Here is an 18273-nt window from a genome sequence, read left to right as displayed (position 1 = left end):
ACCTTTTATATTTATCCAAAATTCTTCTCGATCAGCCGACAATATTCCTCATAAAATTCTACGCCGCTGAACGCTTCTTTCAATGCATCTCTGATTCCTTTATAATACCAGCCTATAATCTCTTTATCCTTCATCCGGAATCGATTCCACAATTCTTCCCCGTACACTGGATAATCCCGATCTATATCCCTCATATTCGACAGCTTATCCGCAAGACCGACCATCTGCACTTCTCTCGGTGCATTACGAATATGCTCAATCGTACTCCGTTTTCTCTCCATCCAGGTCTTTGATTTATCTTCACTTTCCTGAGCCACAATATAGGCAACTCTTTCCGAAAATTCCTGCGCAAGGATCCTCTGCGTTATCCCTTCGCAATCTTCAATTGTATCATGCAATACTGCCGCACTGATTACTTCCTCATCTTTTGTCATAGAAGATACAATATCGCTTACTTCAATTGGATGGACAATGTAGGGACGTTTTGTTCCTTTTCTGAATTGTCCTTCATGTGCTTTGGTTGCGAATTCGATTGCCTTGTTAATCATAACTGTACCTCTCCTATCATTTCTGATCTATCAGGGGTTCATTCTCTTCAATCTCCTCACGAAGCCTTGCTTTCTCTCTTCTGTGAAACAAATCGAAAATACAGGGAACTACCACCAGGGTTAGTATTGTACCATATATTAAGCCTCCGATAGTCACGACTGCCATCGGCTGCACCATATCGGCTCCCATTCCGAATCCAAGTGCCATAGTGGACAAGCCCAGAATGGTTGTTAAAGCGGTCATGATAATCGGTCGCAGTCTGGTCTTTCCAGCTTCTACCAATGCATCCTTTTGAGTCATTCCGCCTTCCATCAGTTGATTTGTATAGTCAATGAACACAATTCCATTATTGACAATAATACCAGATAACATTACAAATCCAATCATTGCAATGACACTGACCGGCATTCCTGCCAGCCAAAGTGCCAGCAGACCTCCGGTAAATGCAAGGGGCACTGTAAACATAACAATAAATGGAGACCTGAGAGACTGGAACTGTGCCACCATGATCAGGTACATGAATACAAGTGCCAGCCCCATCATTTTAAACAACTCTATCATTGCTTCATTAATCGTCTCATCTTCCCCTGTCATTTCAATCTCATATCCCTCTGGCGCATCATAAGCAGCAAGTGCTTTTTTCACTCGATTGCTGACCAGCCCAATATTATCGTCATCTTTGATCTCTGCCGTTACATTCATATATCTGCTCTGGTCAATTCGACTGATTGCCTGAAGTCCAGATGCGTCCTCAAAAGTCGCGATATCTGCCAATTTCAGCTCTTCCGTTGTACCATCCTGCTTCTCAATCTGTAGTGTCATATTTCGAATATCATCACGACTCATGCTTTCATTAGCATCATCCAGAACATAGACATCATAATCATTCGTATCGGTCGTCAAAGTTGTTGCTTTCTGTGCCTCCGCAAGCTTTCCATACAATTCCTGATATACCTGTGCTACAGTAAGCCCGTGCTGTGTTGCTTTTGCCTTATCCACTACAACCCGAAGTTCTTCTTTGTTGTCCTCTGTTCCATCCGATACATTCTGTGTTCCTTTGACATCTTCCACAATCTTTTTCACATCTTTTGCAACGCTCTGTAGCTTATCCAGATCTTTTCCTTTAATCTGAATATTGATTCCAGAAGCGCCAAGGGAACTCATATCCATATTGGACATATTGACCGTCAGTTCACCATCTATTCCTTTGGTAACCTTCTCAATCTCTTTTTTAAGTTCCGCATTTGACATGGACGGATTTTCCTTTGTTATTGCATAGAAGGAAACGAGATTCGTATCCTGACTACCTCCCATCATGGATGAAGATGACACAAGACCACCAATATCTTCAATATCATCGATGGCACCTACTTTGTCCATGACTTCATCAGCAACCTTTGACGTATCTTCCAGACTGGTTCCCTTTTCTGTCTCTAAAGTCATACTGACCTGTGTGCTTTCCATGCTAGGCATAAATTCTGTTCCTTTTGACAATTCCAATGCAATGCTTATTATAAATAATGCCAGTGCACCGATCAATACGAAGACTTTTTTATTCAATGCTTTCCGAAGAATGATTCCATACTTCTCCCGAACCACAGCAAATAAGCGAGATTCTTTTTCCTCCGTCTTTCTCAACAGACCAGCAGACATCATTGGAACCAGCGTCAATGCCACGAGCAGACTGGCAAGCAAAGAATAAGCAATGGTAAGCCCCATATCTACGAATAACTGTCTGGTAATTCCCGAAGTAAACACAATTGGCAAGAATACACACACCGTCGTCAGCGTAGATGCCGTAATCGCACCAGCCACCTGTCTTGCTCCCTGAATAGCCGAATCTTTCGCAGACGCCCTTTCTTCATTTCGCATACGATAAATATTCTCAATTACAACAATCGAATTATCTACCAGCATACCTACACCCAGAGCTAATCCTGACAGTGATATGATATTCAATGTAACTCCGGAGAAATACATAGTAACCAATGCCGTCACAATACTGATTGGAATAGAGCATGCAATGACAAACGTAGGTCTGACACTCTTTAGGAATACCAGTAGAATAATAATTGCCAGTACTGCACCATATACAAGATTCTTCAGCACAGAATTCACGATCAGATCAATATAGACTCCCTGATCCATGAGTGTAATCGTCTGGATTTCCTTATATTCTTTTTCTACCTGCTCTAACCTTTCCAGAACTCTGTCACTCACATCTCCAGTAGAATAGCCTGTCTGTTTCTGAATCGTCAACATCACACCCGGATTGCCATTGATCTTCGCATAAGTCTCATCCGAATTATCTACAAGTTCCACACTGGCCACATCAGACAGTTTTACCGGATCAATTCCTTCCATATCGACTAGAACCAGATCTTTCAACTCATCAAGACTCTGGAATTTTTCTCCGATTCGCACCAGATAATCCAGTCCATCTTCTTCCGTCACGTATCCTGCCGGCATACTGAAATTCTGTGCCGTCAATATAGTTTTAATCGTATCAATCGATAAGATACTTTCTGCATTCATTGACGCTGCAGATTCAGTCAATGCGGAATTCATCTGAGATTCTTGCATCTGGATCGCTACCTGTCCTGCCGCCAGCTGGGCAGCACCTTCTCCAAGACCTGCTGCCGCCTCCAGCTGACCGGATGCCAGTTGTCCTCTGGCCTGGGCCAGAGTCATAGCTCCATCATTGACCTGTTGCTGAATCGTATTCAACTGCTGCCTTCCTGCATCAATCTGCTGTTGCGCCGACTGTAGCTGCTGAACCTGTCCCTGAACTTCCTGAATTTTATCATTCAAAGACACAAAAGTAATTCCCTGCTGTTCCAGCTGAGCACGGAGCTGCTCTAATTGTTCCTGTGCCTGAGCTTTCTGCTCTTCATCGAGACTTCCATTGATGATATCTGATAATTTCTGATACTGTTCTTGCACTGCCTGCAATGTCTGGAGTTCTATCTGCACGATTGCAAGCTGCTGTTGTATCTGTGTCTCTGCAAGATCTAGCTCAGACTTTTTTTCATTGATCTCAAGCTGAGCCTGATTAATCTCTTCACCCTTCATCGACAATTGTGCTTCTGCCTGTGAAAGTCCGGCTGCCGCCTGTACTTTTCCAGCTGCAAGTGCGTTCTGTCCACTTTCCACCTGAGCTTTCGCTTCGTCCAATGCACTTTTCGCCTCATTAACTTTTGCTTCCATCTCTGCTTTAATATCGCCACTAAGCTCATTAATCTTCTGTTCATTCAGGACAATTTCAACCGTCTCTTCAATACTTCCGGTCGTTATTACAGAAGCAACACCTTCGACACTTTCCACCTCAGGAATAACCTGCTCTTCTATCAACTTGCTGGCTTTTACCGCATCTGCATCTTTGACACTGACAGCAGTGACCAGCACCGGCATCATATCAGGATTTAATTTCATAATAATGGGATTAGATACAGCATCCGGCCAAAAACCCTGAATCTGGTCAAGATTCTCTCTCATCTCAATCGTGACCGAATCCATATTGGCAGTCTGATCGAACTCTAGAATAACTGTGGATGCATTTTCATTAGATATAGACTGAACCGTCTTGATATTACTGACAGTAGCCATTGCCTGCTCAACCGGCTTTGTCACTACCTCTTCTACTTCTTCCGGGCTTGCGCCTACATAGGTTGTCATGACCATCGCATACGGAAGATTCATATTGGGCAGTAAGTCTACCGTCATTTTCGTAAACGATACCACTCCCAGTATAATAATTAAAACCACTCCTACCACAACGGTATATGGTTTCTTTACACTGAATTTTGATAACATATAGTGTCCTCTTCTTTCTTATCCGTCTCCGTTACTTCCTGCATGTAAAAATGAAATTAACTATGTAAATCATAACACTTGACACTTTAATTCGCAACAATTCCGAGATATAATAACGATGTATAAAACCTAGATTTAATAAATATTTTATAAATAACAGACAGGAGTTCTATATGAATAAGAAAAACATCTTGATTACCGGTGCCTCCCGGGGAATCGGAAAGGCCACCGCATTATTATTTGCCAAGAAAGGATATCATGTATTTTTGAACTGCCGTACATCAGTTGCTGAATTAGAAGACGTCAAAAAAATCATTGAGAATAAATATCAGAGTACTTGTACGATTGTTACCGGGGATGTCGGAAACCCCGACGATGTTACTCAGATATTCCGAACCATCTATCAATCCTGTGATTGTCTGGATATTTTAGTCAATAATGCGGGCATCTCACACATTGGATTAATGATGGATATGAGCAATGATGAATGGGAGCGAATCATACAGACCAACCTCTCCTCCGTATTCTATTGCAGTCGTGCCGCCGTACCTGCAATGATCTCTCGAAAATCTGGAAAGATTATTAATATTTCCTCTATGTGGGGCACTTCTGGAGCCTCTTGCGAAGTAGCTTATTCTGCCTCCAAATCCGGCATGAATGGATTCACCAGAGCTCTTGCCAAAGAACTGGCGCCAAGCAATATTCAGGTAAATGCTATTGCCTGCGGCGTCATTGATACAATTATGAATCAACAGCTATCGGCTGAAGAGAAAAGATCATTAGAAGAAGAGATTCCTGCCGGAAGATATGGTACGGTAGAAGAAATCGCTGATATGATCTGGAACGTAGCCAATGCTCCGGCCTACATGACCGGACAAGTCATCGGAATAGACGGGGGAATCTTGTAGTTTAACACCACAAGATTCCCCCTTGAAACTTATTATTTTATTGAAAATCCAGCTCTACCGGGCAATGATCAGATCCCATCACATCCGTCAGGATCTTAGCATCTACAAGACGTTCTTTTAAAGCTTCGGATACACAGAAGTAGTCAATACGCCACCCTGCATTCTTTGCTCTTGCACTGAATCGATAAGACCACCAGGAATAGATTCCTTCAGCATCCGGATAAAAATATCGGAAAGTATCAATAAACCCAGCATCCAAAAGCAAAGAGAATTTTTCTCTCTCTTCATCCGTAAAACCGGCATTCTTCCGGTTCGTCTTAGGATTCTTCAGGTCAATCTCCTTGTGTGCAACATTCAGATCCCCGCAGAAGACTACTGGTTTCTTCTCTTCCAACTTCTTCAGATATGCCAGAAAATCATCTTCCCATTGCATTCTATATGAAAGTCTCGCCAGTTCATTCTGCGAATTCGGAGTATATACCGTAATAAAATAGTAGTCCTCAAATTCCAGTGTAATCACACGACCTTCCTGGTCATGCTCTTCTATGCCGATTCCATAGGACACAGAAATCGGCTCTTTTTTTGTAAATATTGCTGTCCCTGAATATCCTTTTCTTTTCGCATAGTTCCAATACTGGTAATATCCAGGAGTATTCAACTCCAGCTGCCCCTCCTGCATCTTAGATTCCTGTATACAGAATATATCTGCATCCGCCTGCTGAAAGAATTCCTCAAATCCCTTCTGCACACAGGCACGGATTCCATTAACATTCCATGAAATAAACTTCATTGATTATCCTCCCACTCTTCCGAGATTTTTTTAATAATATACCTTACGCAGGAACAAACCTCTCGCCGGTGCCAGAAAACCAGCCAGACTCCTGTCCTCCGCAGCAATGACGACTGGAAGCTTAGACGCATCCCTCTTGCCAGTACCGATCTCTAACAATGTTCCAGTCAATATTCTTACCATATGATATAAAAATCCGGTACCATAGTAGGTGATCCTGACTTTCTCACCATTACTTACGATCTTAATATTGGTAATCCGACGGATAGGATCTTTGCATTCCTTATCGTCGGTAAAACTGGTAAAATTCTTCGGCCCGATCAAATACTTGGTCGCATCACGCATCGCTTCAATATCCAGTTTCTCAGGATAATGATAGCAGTATCTGCGTGAAAATACATCCGGCTTCTCTCTACAGTCAATATAATATTCATATTTTTTCCCTTTTGCACTCTTGCGGGCATGGAAACCATTCTTTACAAGTTCCACCTTCACAATACGAATATCTTCAGGAAGATACCGGTTCAATGAATCTTTTAACTCTTTGGTATCATATAACTTTGTTAATTTTACGCTCGCCACCTGGCCTCGGGCATGCACTCCGGCATCCGTTCTGCCAGACCCATCAACATGTACCCGATATCCGACCAGCTTCCCAATGCTCCATTCCAGAATAAACTGAATGGTGTTGTCAGTGGTAGCCTGACGCTGCCATCCCTGGTATCTGCTGCCATCATAAGAAATGGTTAACTTGTATGTTCTCATATATCTCACCCAATCTATAATCGTATCTCTATAGCACCATCTGTTTCTGTTAAAAATATATAATATAAAAAAGGAAGAAGCAATCCCTTTTTCTTGCTTCTTCCCTTATTCTATCACTTTATTACTATCTAAGCAAATATCTTCTTATTTTAATATTTTTTTCAGTTCATCCATAAAGGTGTTCACATCTTTGAATTCTCTGTATACAGACGCAAAACGCACATATGCAACTTCATCGAGTTCTTTTAATTCTTCCATTACAAGTTCTCCAATCATGCTGCTTGGAATCTCCTTCGCCTCCTGGTTAAATATCTTCGTCTCGATCCTGTCGATTGCATGCTGTATAGCTTCAGCAGATACCGGTCTTTTGTAACAGGCCCTTAAAATTCCATTCTCAATCTTACCGCGGTTATACTGCTCACGGTTATTATCCTTCTTGATAATGATCAATGGAATCGTCTCTACCTTTTCATATGTCGTAAACCGCTTTCCACACACATCACAGGAACGGCGCCGGCGAATTGAATTGCCATCCTCGGCAGGTCTGGAATCAATAACTCTGGTATCTGGATGATTACAATATGGACACTTCATCTTGCGTTATTCCTTTCTCATCGTACTTGTATACAGTATATCGGTTAAATGAACAGAAGTCAAATTACTTTTGGCTGATATCCAGTTTTAAATTCACAATCCGCCTTACAGATTCATTGATTCGTTCTTCTGTCAGCCTGCCATCTCCTACCGCAGATAACACCCCCTGATATGCTTCCTGAAAATTCTCCGGCATTAACAGGATATCTACTCCAGCCTGCAATGCCTGTACAGCTGCCTGTCCTGATGAATATTCTTCAGCAATTGCACCCATATTCAATGCATCTGTCGTTACAACTCCCTGATAACCTAACTGACCACGCAAGATATCGTTGATCATAACTCCAGACAAAGAAGACGGCGTATTATCTCCGACAATATTCGGGCAGGAAATATGCGCAGCCATTATAACTTTCACTCCGGCATTGATACCATTGATAAACGGAACCAGCTCATTTGCCATCATCTCATTCAAGGTTTTATTCGTATATGCATATCCGGCATGCGTATCAGCCTCTGTCGCTCCATGTCCGGGATAGTGCTTTATGACTGGGATAATATTCTGATCCTGTAGTCCCTTCATCTCTGCCAGCATCATCTCAGAAACCAGATTACAGTCTGTTCCAAATGATCTGGAACCAATCACAGTATTCGACGGATTCGTCAGCACATCTGCATCCGGTGCATTATCCATATTAAATCCCAGATCATAAAGGAAGCTTCCAATCTTTGCTCCTACATTATAGGCATTCTGAGGGTCTCCAGTTGCACCGATCACACTCATACTGTCAATCTTCTCCAGATTAAAATTCGGATTATTGCTAAACCGGCTGACTGTACCGCCTTCTTCATCCACACTGATAAATAATGGAAGTCCTATTCTCTGATAAGAATACTCCTGGACATTCTTCACCATTTCCCGTACTTGTTCCGGATTCTCAAGATTCTGTGACATGTAGATAAAGCCGCCGACCGGATACTGGCTGATTGCATTCTTAGTCGTCTCGCCTGCGGCAATGACAACTCCTACTCCTGTTAATTCCTCTGGAGTTACAATGAATAACTGTGCTACTTTCTCATCCAAAGTCAGAGAATTTACGATTTCCTCTACTTCTGCCTTGCGCTGTTCCTCTTCGGATAACTCAGGTTCCACAGTCTGAACAGATTCCGGCTTTTTATCAGATTCTGATTTTACTTCTGACTGCGTCTCTTCAAACTTATCATTCTGTTTTACAATCTGATGATACCAAAGACCGGCTGCGACTGTCAGCAGAGCCGCAGCAGTAATTGCTATGATTCCAATATATTTCTTCATATTATTCAAACTCTATGATATATCCAACTTTTCCACTCAGAAGGCTCGGATAATTAGCCGCCAGATTATCTGAGGAGTCATTGAGATACCATGTTCCATTTACATAGAACAGATTCATTACATTTTCCTGAATATTTCCGTTCGCATCAGATCCCGTATCGACAAAGCTCGGTTCATTGATATACCAATATCCATTGCTCCAGGATTCAGAACGGTTTAGAGCATCTCCTATAAATTCGTTATTCTGGTTCACCCAGTAATAATCGCTTCCGCTTGCATCTCTGCGTCCACCAAGATAAAAATGCTGTTTTGTATACCCTCTTGATGTCAGCATATTCGTAATATAATTGTATTCTTCTACAGAGTTGATTCTGGCAAGATATCCTCCGGCACTTTCACATGCTTCTTTTGCCTGACTCCAGGAGACATCAGAAATCACTACATTATATTCATGGATTGCAGTATCATCCTCATCTACTTCATCCGTCCAGGCATCTGTTACACTCATCAGTATCCGATCATTGTCAATCGTAAGCGAACCTGTCACCGTCGTCATCTTTCCATCAAAATCTCTCATATCAATGCTGCTGGAAGAATCAATACACACCTCGCTTACATCTTCTAATAAGGCCTTCTTATTGTCCGTTGTGTAAGCATAGAAATTAAGTGGTGGATCTAATCTGACCACTGCCGGTGAAACCATATAATCGATTTTCCCCGTATACTCCCAATGGTTCACATTCACTGCATTGACATCTACCAGCGAAAGATCAATCTCTTCTTCTGTAGTTTCGGGTTCTTCCGCAGGCACATCCTGCTCATACTGATACATCTGCTCTGCTTCTTTCTTTGCTTTCATGCCGCGCACGATGAAGACTGCTGCAACAATCAATAACAATATAACTACCACTGCCACGACATAAGCCGGCTTGAAACTAATGGTTACCTTCCCATCATGGCTTACATTGTCCCCAGATGATCTTCCTCCAGATGAACTGCTCCCGGACGAAGAACCGCCAGTTGATGCAGGTTTAACTCCCAGACCATAGATATCTTCTTCCTGTGCTTCTCTGACAGAATCTTTTTTTACTGAAGATTTTTCTTCTGGTTCTTTCACAGCAGGTTCTTCCTCTATTGCAGGTTCTTCTTTTTTCTTTTTGGTACTGAACCGCTTTTTCTTTTCCGGTTCACTTGCCACTGCGCTGTTCGTCTCTGTATCAATCAGCGGTATCCCACATATCGGGCACACATTTTCATGTTCATACTCGTTCCCACATATTGGACATTTTTTCATCCTATGTTCCTCCCTCTTTTCCTAACTCTCTGGAATATAATCCATTTCTACCGGATATGCATCTGTATCTTCATAATGCCACCACTCGCCAAAATATGGTTCAAATCCATACTTCATCATTGTTTCTTCGAGCAATCCGGCATTCTGCGCCTCTTCTTCCAGGCAGTCACTGTAATCTCGGTCTGCTTTCGCTGAAAAATCATCAAATCCTGTCGGCATCGGAATCTCTGTCCCATCTTTATTTACGATCGTCAGATCCACGGTATTTCCTTTACTATGTGAAGAATATCCCTTATTAGGATTGGCAACGTAGATGCTGTTTGGGCATATTTCCCACAGATCGAACTGAGCGTATACCGGCCGATAGGCATCCCATATTTTCAGCACATACCCTTTTCCCTGAATCTCTTGCTGCACTTGCAGCAGTTTTTCTATCGTTCCATAGCGCAGATATGCATCATGAAAATCGTAGATAATCTCTCCGGTAAAGTTGTTCTGTGTTGCATATCTTAGCTCAACTATAATATCCGGTATATAATCCTTAACGCAGACCAATTCCTCCTTCTCCGGAATTTTTTTTATTTTAATTTGACCTTTGATCTCTGTCACACTTGTCCTGACTGCTTCTGTCATCCACGTGACATCATGACATGAAAGTGCCGGAACACTCTCTGCACCTGAACATCCGGTGCTGCTCAAGACAAATGCGAGCAGGCTATACAAAGCTATTCTTTTTATCCTCATACTCAAAACAGTTTGATTTCTGATATACAGGTATCTTCGTACTTTGTTCCCGGATATACAGAGTTAATGATAATCCGGATATAACTCGTTTCTTTCGGTGTCGAAAATGTTACGACCTGTTCCTGATCATACACATCTGCTAATGAATAATTTTCAACACTGCCATCTGAGAATTCCACACTGATAGTCTCAGGCCTTGAATTATTGTAATATACATAATCATTTTTCTGATAACCTGCGCATATTCTCAGACCGCTGACCTGATAGGTTCCGTCAAATGTCAATACAAGCTTCTCACCGATACCTTGCCCTGCTGCACCTTCTACCCAGGCCGTATCAGGATCTCCATCCAGAACACGCCCTGCAAAATGTGTCATGTTAGATTCTGACAGTTCAGAAGAAGCCATCACATCTTCCACATGATCCATAGAAATCACCGGGATATTGGTATTTTCCCCTTCCTCCAGATCATTTTCAGCCTCTGAGATATCGGTATCCTCCACAATATCCTTATCATCTTGATTATCTTGTTGTTCCACTTCTGCAGCCGCCTGAGCCTGCATTCTCTGCTCCGCCTCTTTTTTTGCTCTAGTATTCGATACCATAAATACTGCCGCTGCGATAACAAGCACTATAACAACGACAAGCACAGCCGCCATAATATAACCTTTTGGTATTGGTTTCTTCTCTCTGTTCATACGGCTTTTTTTCTCAGGCTCTTTTGCCACAGCGGTGTTTGTCGCTGTATCGATTAACATAACCCTGCATTCAGGGCACATATCTTCCTGTTCATATTCCTTTCCACAAAGCGGACATCTCTTCATTCCTGTATCCTCCTAGCGATAACCCTTACTCTCTTCGTATTTTACAATGGTCTGCACATTCGCATATTCCACACTATTTAACATACTTTCCTGGAAAGCTTCTGGTTCAATCGTTCCGTTATACCAGCTCTTTGAGTTAAAATATGCCTGGATTCCTGAATCCTGGAATTTACGTCCGTGACGTGCATAGATTTCATTTCTTGCATACATCAGTTCTTCTTTCGTCAAAGACTCTAATTCTGAAGAAGAGATAACTCTTGTACTGCTGTCAGGGATAATATAGTCGCCAGTAAGCGCAGACTCTTCTTCTTTGAATCCTTCAAATGTGTCAAATACATAATGTACATCCTCTTCCAGGCGCTGATATTCCTTGCTTACATACTCATCTTCAACATCATAACTTACATCCGATGGATACTCTACCACATAGATCACGTTACCGTCTTCTTTTATTGTCGTATAATTATTCAGAGAATCCCTATCCTCACTTGACACTGCTGCCACACTGAACAGATACCCTCCATATTCACTGGACTTCTTCTGATAGAATGAAATATAGTCATCATAGACATCTACTCCGCACAAGTCTTTCCAGTACGCCGGAAGCTGGAAGGAAAAACTGTCAGTCTCAAAATCAACCAATTCATTTCTCGCAAAATCTTCTTCGTTTAATTCGACATCCTCTGCCATATCTTCTGTGACAGTTCCTGTACCGGATGGCTGTACATATTGCGTCTCTTCCTTGCCGCCTAAGACAAATTTCAAAATTACAATAATTAGTATAAGGATAACAACCCCTGCTCCAATGAGCATTAAAAGCTTTGGATCCATGCTTTTTGCCTGGGAAACTACCTGAGCCGCCGTTTCTTTTGCCTGTGTTGCTGCCTGAGCCGCTGTCTCCTTTGCCTGTTCTTTCGCCTGTTCCTTAGCTTGATCACGCTGTTCTCTTTGCTCACGCCTTTTTCTCTCTTTTGCACTTTCATTGCTGACAGCACAATTGGAATCTGTATCAATCAATAAGATATTACAAATGGGACATACATTTTCTGTCTCGTATTCTTTTCCACACAAAGGGCACTTTTTCATATTGGTATTCCTCCTGATCTATCTTCCAATTATCCGTTAATTGCCAAGTTTTAGCTGACGGTTACGTTCTCCAGCCAGACGGTAGATCTTATCTGCACACATGCCGACAGCTTCTGCATCTCCACCGGATGCAATCATACGCAGCTGTTCTATCTCACTGATAATCTGGAACTCCAGATCTGCAACATTCCGATTGGATTTTGCAGGGCTAGACTGAATCAGGTCATATACTTTCTCAACCTTTTTATTCGCTGTTTTATCATCTACCATGCCCATAACTTCTTTTAAGATCATAGCCGCTTCTTTCAGATATTTCACTTCCAACTCATGACGTTCTACACTGTCTGCCGTAGAATCATTTGCCTGTATATTGGCAATCAGAAAAACTACATAAACTGCTGCAATGACAGCCTGTACGATCAGCGGCGCTTTATAACTCTCAGATGCTACCTTGATAAAGATAATACCGACGATCAATTCAACCACAAAATATACCCCTGAGATAGAATTCAGCGTCATTCCAAATAATGCAGCATTACTTCCTTTCCGCACAAACAATGTCGTACACACCAGTAAAAGATATGCAATATGGATAAACACATATGATATCCATACGGAAGCCGGATGCTCTGTTCCACCCAGCATATAAAATATCAGATTAAATATAATCAGAAATACCAAATATACTATTGTTGATAATACGTTCTTTTTCATCTCTCACTCTCATCCTTTTCTATATCTATGCCCGCGGTGTTCCACACTGGCTGCAGAACTTTGCCCCCGGTGCCAGTTCTGCTCCACACGTTGTACAAAATGCCTTCTGACTGACAGGAGTTCCACAAGCAGCGCAGAATTTTGCTCCTGGTGCAAGACCGGCCCCACATGCCGTACAAGTCATGCCTGCTGCTTGTCCCATATTCTGTTGTCCCATCTGTCCCATATTCTGCTGGCCGGCATCTGCCTGTCCCGGCGCCATCCCTCGTCTCTGTGAGAATCTTCCGCTCGGTCCCGGATTCGCATTCTGCTGACCGCTATTCTGATTATTATTCATCGGTGCAAACATCTGCTGTGCCATACCTCCGAACACACCACCGGCAGCCATTCCCATTCCCATTCCTGCTCCAGCAGCAGCCATTCCTCCTGCTCCAGGGTTATTCGCAAGATCTCTTAAAATCTCGCTTGCCTGTACTCTGCCCCAGTCATCACCAAGAATATTGACAACACCTTTTTTCGCAAATGCTTCTTCCAACGCTGCACGGTTCGGATCATTTTGCGGAATATCTAATCCCATAATAGAAAAACTGATCAGTTTCAATCCATAGTCATCTAAGATTTCCTGCAATTGCGGCTTAATACTTTCTGCCAGTACATCCTGCTCTGCACAGATTCCAAGAATCTCTTCCTGAGAGTTTTTCACATATTTTGCGATCGTCGTTTTAATATGCTGCTGGAATTCACTGATAAAGAAGTTATCAAGTTCATCCTGCATCAGGAACTGAATGTTATTTCCCAATAATTTGGTCAGGAATTTTGCTCCATCTTCTACCTGTACTTTGTATGCTCCACGAGCCTGCAGACTGGTCATAATCTGCATAACCGGGTCGCGGACCTGAATCGGAGATTCTGTCCCCCACTTGATCTCCAGTCCAGAAGCCTTACGCACAAAATACACAACGCAATTAAAGGTACTGATTCCCCCTGAAAATGCATTTCGTAATCTGCTGATGAATGGATAGTTTTCTGTAGAAAGCTTATATGTACCATTATCAAATACCTGCTCAATCACGCCGCCTTTAATAAAAACAGCTTCCTCTCCCGGCATTACGACCAATGTCGAATTCGTATTAAAATCCTCCTCCGGCTGCCTCCAGATCAGAAGATCGCCGGGTCCGGAATTCTTGATTACGTCAGTCCAGTGTTTTTTTCCTCCTGTATAATTTACTTCGTTTGGATTTTTACTAAAAAGTCCCATCTACGTTTCCTCCTTTTTAATTCTTGGAACCCATAATGTCTCTTCTTTTTCCGTCATCGTACCATCTTCCTGAATTACCGTTCTTCGAAGACTTGCCTTTCCCAGTTCGATCTCTGGCAATTCACAGCCCTCCGGTAATTCTATCCCCTCTGGCAGTTCCAATTTATATTTTATTTTTTCTTCCAAAAGAATCTCCCCTTTCTTCTCTGATTTAATTGCATCAGTCTCTCATAGATCTTCGTTGCATATTCCCTAGGCTGCGGATTATTCCGATATTCTGAATATCCTTCTGCAATAAATTCTTTGATATTGGTCTGTGAATATCCTGACAACACATCCTGTGCATTGCCATTACTCATCATCTCTTCATATAGCCCAATCATTTTCTCATCATGACATGCGTCCAACATATTATCAATCTCGTGTCCCAACTCATGATCGATAGTCGCACGCGGTGTATCACAGCCAATTGGTTTATGCTTAATGCGTACTTCCTCTTGCTTTGCATCCGTAAAAGCCTCACAATCCGAAGCGTAAGTATTGTTAATAGCAACTCCTGTATATTGATCCAGATTTCCTCCTGTCGGATCAACATTCTCAGGAATATGAAGTGACCACGCAAATGTTCCATCGGTGTCATCCAGTCCCCAATTCGAGATAAGTTTATCCGCATTATGTTCTGCAATCGACCTTATCTCATCCTCATTCCATCCAGAATTCGGTATCTTGGCCAATTCCTTTGTATAATAATCAATATATTCATCCCGAATACCTGCCACCTGGGTATCGATACTTCCAAGAAACTTCACTTCCAGATCCGGGAAATCGTTCTTGGCGTCACGTACAGCATCTGATACGGAGCTTGCAACGTCTGGATCAAAATCATGAAAATCTGCCTTACCAACATCATAATTGTCCATCAAATCTTTTGCAATCTCTTCTTTGATATCTTTCATATCCTGATTGCCCACAGAATTCTCAATCGGCCCCTGTACAGATGGCTCCTGTTGATTGGCAGATGGAATTACTGGTTCTGTCGGAATCGGTCCGGTTGGATCTGCATTCATCGGCTCTGTATTTCCATATGGGATATTGTCATTATCATATGCCGGTACATCCGCCGGAATTCCCAGTTCATTTTTCAATGCAGCATTCAATCTCTGCCATTCTGGATCCTGAGAATATTCTGGATAATCTCCTTTTCCATAATTGTGTTCACACATGTAATCATACATCTGGGCCTGCGCCGGTCCCATGCCAAAATGGCTACTCTCAGACATTGTCTGGTCTGCGGTTTCTCCATGAACACCTGCGGATTCTTCCAAATCAAGTTCCGGGGCTTCTTTTATGAATGGCTTCGGAGGTATCTCTCTTCCACCTGGCGTATCACGATTTGGATCCCAGCGGTTATCATCGGTAAGGCTATCCGGATTCTCTACAAAATGTCCATTTGCATCATAGTTCTTCGGATCTAACCATGCTTCCATCGCACTCTGCTTCGGCTTCTCCTCATTGACAGTATCTGCATTCATCTCATCTGTAGAAACTTCATCTGTATTCATATCTTCTGTTGTAACCGCATCTGTATTGATATCTTCAACAGTTAAGTCTTCTGGAATAATATCGTCTTCGATATCCTGAAGCACCTCATTATTGTCAACAGACAAATCATCTGCGTCATCTGAAATATCCTCTAAAATATCTTCCGGAATCATATCATCTGATACATCTGTCACTTCTTCCAGTTCTTCTGGGGTTTTTCCGTAATTATCCAAAGCTTCTGCATATTCCGCATAAGCCTGTGCCTGATCTTCCATCGGCATATGCTGCTTAATATGCTCTGCATAGGCATCTTTCGCATCCTGAGTTATCTGCTCCCCGTATTCTGATGCTTCCATTCCTCCCGGTTTATATCCGAAGTCCTGTCCATCTCCTATGTAATGACCATTCTCATCATAATTATCCGGATTGATCCAATCTTCAAACGTATGCTTTTCTGATCCTGCTGTATCATCCGGAACAATCTCTGAAACTCCTGAACCTTCCCCCGAATCACCTCCGGCACCTGCCGTGTCTGTATCTTCCGTATCGGTATCTGCCACATCCGAGTCCGTCATTGCATCTCCATGCGCAAGATGTTCCTCATAAGCATCCTGCGCCTGCTGATCAATCTGTTCTCCGTATTCTGATGCTTCCATTCCTCCCGGTTTATATCCGAAGTCTTGTCCATCTCCTATGTATTGTCCGTCTTCATCATAGTTATCCGGATTGATCCAATCTTCAAACGTATGCTGTTCTTGCTGAGGTTTGTCAGCCATCTCTTCCGTTAGAACTTCAACGGAACCTATATCCTCCTGATCAATTAGATTCTCAGATTGTTCTGGAACAGCTTCTTCCAGATCATCTGTATCCTCTATCGGCTCTTCAGTCTCTGTTCCTTCCAGATCCGTTGGATTTTCCTCTTCTTCTATGGATTCATCGGTCGTGATATCTTCATCCCCCTCGACCACTTCATCTTCTGCAGTTACTTCCCCAATCGTTTCGTCTTCTACAGCAGTATCATCTTCTGCAGTATCTTCTGCTTCGATTACTTCATCGCTCTCGACATCTCCTTCCAGATCATCTGCATCTTCGACTACTTCTTCATCTTCTTCAGTTGCATCCTCACTGACTTCGTCTTCCGCAATGGTGTCCTCTTCTTCAACTGTATCCTCTGCTTCGATTACTTCATCACTCTCGACATCTCCTTCCAGATCATCTGTATCCTCTATCGGCTCTTCAGTCTCTGTTCCTTCCAGATCCGTTGGATTTTCCTCTTCTTCTACAGATTCATCGGCTGTGATATCTGCTTCTTCCTCGACCATTTCATCGGCTTCAGTTGCTTCCTCACTGACTTCGTCTTCCGCAATGGTATCCTCTTCTTCAACTGTATCCTCTGCTTCGATTACTTCATCACTCTCGACATCTTCTTCCAGATTATCTGTTTCCTCTATCGGCTCTTCAGTCTCCGTTCCTTCCAGATCCGTTGGATTTTCCTCTTCTTCTATGGATTCATCGGCTGTGATATCTGTATCTTCCTCGACCATTTCATCGGCTTCAGTTGCTTCCTCACTGACTTCGTCTTCTACAGCAGTATCATCTTCCGCTTCGATTACTTCATCACTCTCAACATCTCCATCTTCTTCCAAATCATCTGTATCTTCGACTACTTCTTCATCTTCAACTACTTCTTCATCTTCAACTACTTCTTCATCTTCAACTACTTCTTCATCTTCAACTACTTCTTCATCTTCGACTACTTCTTCATCTTCGACGATATCATCTTCTATTACCTCGTCATCCATCTCTATATCATCATCAATGATTTCATCGTCATAATCTATATCATCGTCGATAATTTCATCATCCATCTCTATATCATCATCAATATCCATGTCTACATCTGTATCCACATCAATATCATCATCGATATCCATGTCTACATCTGTATCCATATCGACATCCATGTCCACATCGACATCCATATCTACATCGACATCCGTGTCCACATCGACATCCATATCTACATCGACATCCGTGTCCACATCGACATCCATATCTTCTGAAAATTCATCCATGG

At 42.4% G+C, this 18273-nt stretch carries 15 protein-coding genes; 1 reads left to right on the top strand and 14 read right to left on the bottom strand.

Features of this window, described 5'->3' with window-relative positions; all coding sequences use genetic code 11:
- Positions 1–11: 11 nt before the first annotated feature.
- Together ABE613_RS06105 and ABE613_RS06100 are read right to left on the bottom strand one after the other, a co-directional pair.
- Positions 12–548, bottom strand: coding sequence for an HD domain-containing protein (locus tag ABE613_RS06105; protein WP_235232552.1), 537 nt, complete (start codon positions 546–548; stop codon positions 12–14).
- Between the two features lie 16 nt (positions 549–564).
- A complete protein-coding gene (locus ABE613_RS06100; protein WP_347375947.1) occupies positions 565–4362 on the bottom strand; it encodes an efflux RND transporter permease subunit in 3798 nt (1265 codons plus the stop codon).
- Between the two features lie 173 nt (positions 4363–4535).
- Here ABE613_RS06100 and ymfI point away from each other — a divergent pair, with 173 nt between their 5' ends.
- Positions 4536–5270, top strand: coding sequence for an elongation factor P 5-aminopentanone reductase (gene ymfI, locus ABE613_RS06095; protein ID WP_347375946.1), 735 nt, complete (start codon positions 4536–4538; stop codon positions 5268–5270).
- A gap of 37 nt (positions 5271–5307) precedes the next feature.
- On the opposite strand, the gene ABE613_RS06090 is transcribed toward ymfI, so the two are convergent.
- The 12 genes from ABE613_RS06090 to ABE613_RS06035 all read right to left on the bottom strand — a co-directional run bounded on the left by ABE613_RS06090 (position 5308) and on the right by ABE613_RS06035 (position 18271).
- Positions 5308–6060 carry an exodeoxyribonuclease III gene (locus ABE613_RS06090; RefSeq protein ID WP_347375945.1) on the bottom strand — a complete coding sequence of 251 codons (753 nt, stop codon included), beginning with the start codon at positions 6058–6060 and terminating at the stop codon, positions 5308–5310.
- A 30-nt stretch (positions 6061–6090) separates the two neighbouring features.
- Entirely contained in the window at positions 6091–6825 is a 735-nt protein-coding gene (gene truA, locus ABE613_RS06085; RefSeq protein WP_235232548.1) for a tRNA pseudouridine(38-40) synthase TruA, read from the bottom strand.
- 144 nt (positions 6826–6969) lie between these two features.
- Entirely contained in the window at positions 6970–7419 is a 450-nt protein-coding gene (nrdR, locus tag ABE613_RS06080; RefSeq protein ID WP_235232547.1) for a transcriptional regulator NrdR, read from the bottom strand.
- A 64-nt stretch (positions 7420–7483) separates the two neighbouring features.
- On the bottom strand, positions 7484–8734 hold the full coding sequence (locus tag ABE613_RS06075; RefSeq protein WP_347375944.1) for a glycoside hydrolase family 3 protein: 1251 nt from the start codon (positions 8732–8734) through the stop codon (positions 7484–7486).
- Position 8735: 1 nt separating this feature from the next.
- Entirely contained in the window at positions 8736–10028 is a 1293-nt protein-coding gene (locus ABE613_RS06070) for a lectin-like protein (RefSeq protein WP_347375943.1), read from the bottom strand.
- A gap of 21 nt (positions 10029–10049) precedes the next feature.
- Entirely contained in the window at positions 10050–10661 is a 612-nt protein-coding gene (locus ABE613_RS06065; protein ID WP_347375942.1) for a M15 family metallopeptidase, read from the bottom strand.
- 113 nt (positions 10662–10774) lie between these two features.
- On the bottom strand, positions 10775–11596 hold the full coding sequence (locus tag ABE613_RS06060) for a discoidin domain-containing protein (RefSeq protein WP_235232543.1): 822 nt from the start codon (positions 11594–11596) through the stop codon (positions 10775–10777).
- Positions 11597–11608: 12 nt separating this feature from the next.
- Entirely contained in the window at positions 11609–12682 is a 1074-nt protein-coding gene (locus tag ABE613_RS06055) for a YARHG domain-containing protein (RefSeq protein ID WP_347375941.1), read from the bottom strand.
- A gap of 36 nt (positions 12683–12718) precedes the next feature.
- Positions 12719–13396 carry a hypothetical protein gene (locus tag ABE613_RS06050; protein WP_347375940.1) on the bottom strand — a complete coding sequence of 226 codons (678 nt, stop codon included), beginning with the start codon at positions 13394–13396 and terminating at the stop codon, positions 12719–12721.
- 25 nt (positions 13397–13421) lie between these two features.
- Positions 13422–14654, bottom strand: coding sequence for an SPFH domain-containing protein (locus ABE613_RS06045; RefSeq protein WP_347375939.1), 1233 nt, complete (start codon positions 14652–14654; stop codon positions 13422–13424).
- A complete protein-coding gene (locus ABE613_RS06040) occupies positions 14655–14840 on the bottom strand; it encodes a hypothetical protein (protein ID WP_347375938.1) in 186 nt (61 codons plus the stop codon).
- Complete coding sequence (locus ABE613_RS06035; RefSeq protein WP_347375937.1) at positions 14825–18271, bottom strand: putative sodium/potassium/calcium exchanger; 3447 nt, start codon at positions 18269–18271, stop codon at positions 14825–14827. The genes ABE613_RS06040 and ABE613_RS06035 overlap by 16 nt, the downstream gene beginning before the upstream one ends.
- Positions 18272–18273: the final 2 nt, after the last annotated feature.

Origin of the sequence: Dorea chungnamensis, assembly GCF_039832125.1 — a bacterium.
Classification (GTDB): domain Bacteria; phylum Bacillota; class Clostridia; order Lachnospirales; family Lachnospiraceae; genus JAFBIX01.
Note: the sequence above shows the minus strand (reverse complement) of the source record. Positions and strands in the feature narration are given on the sequence as shown.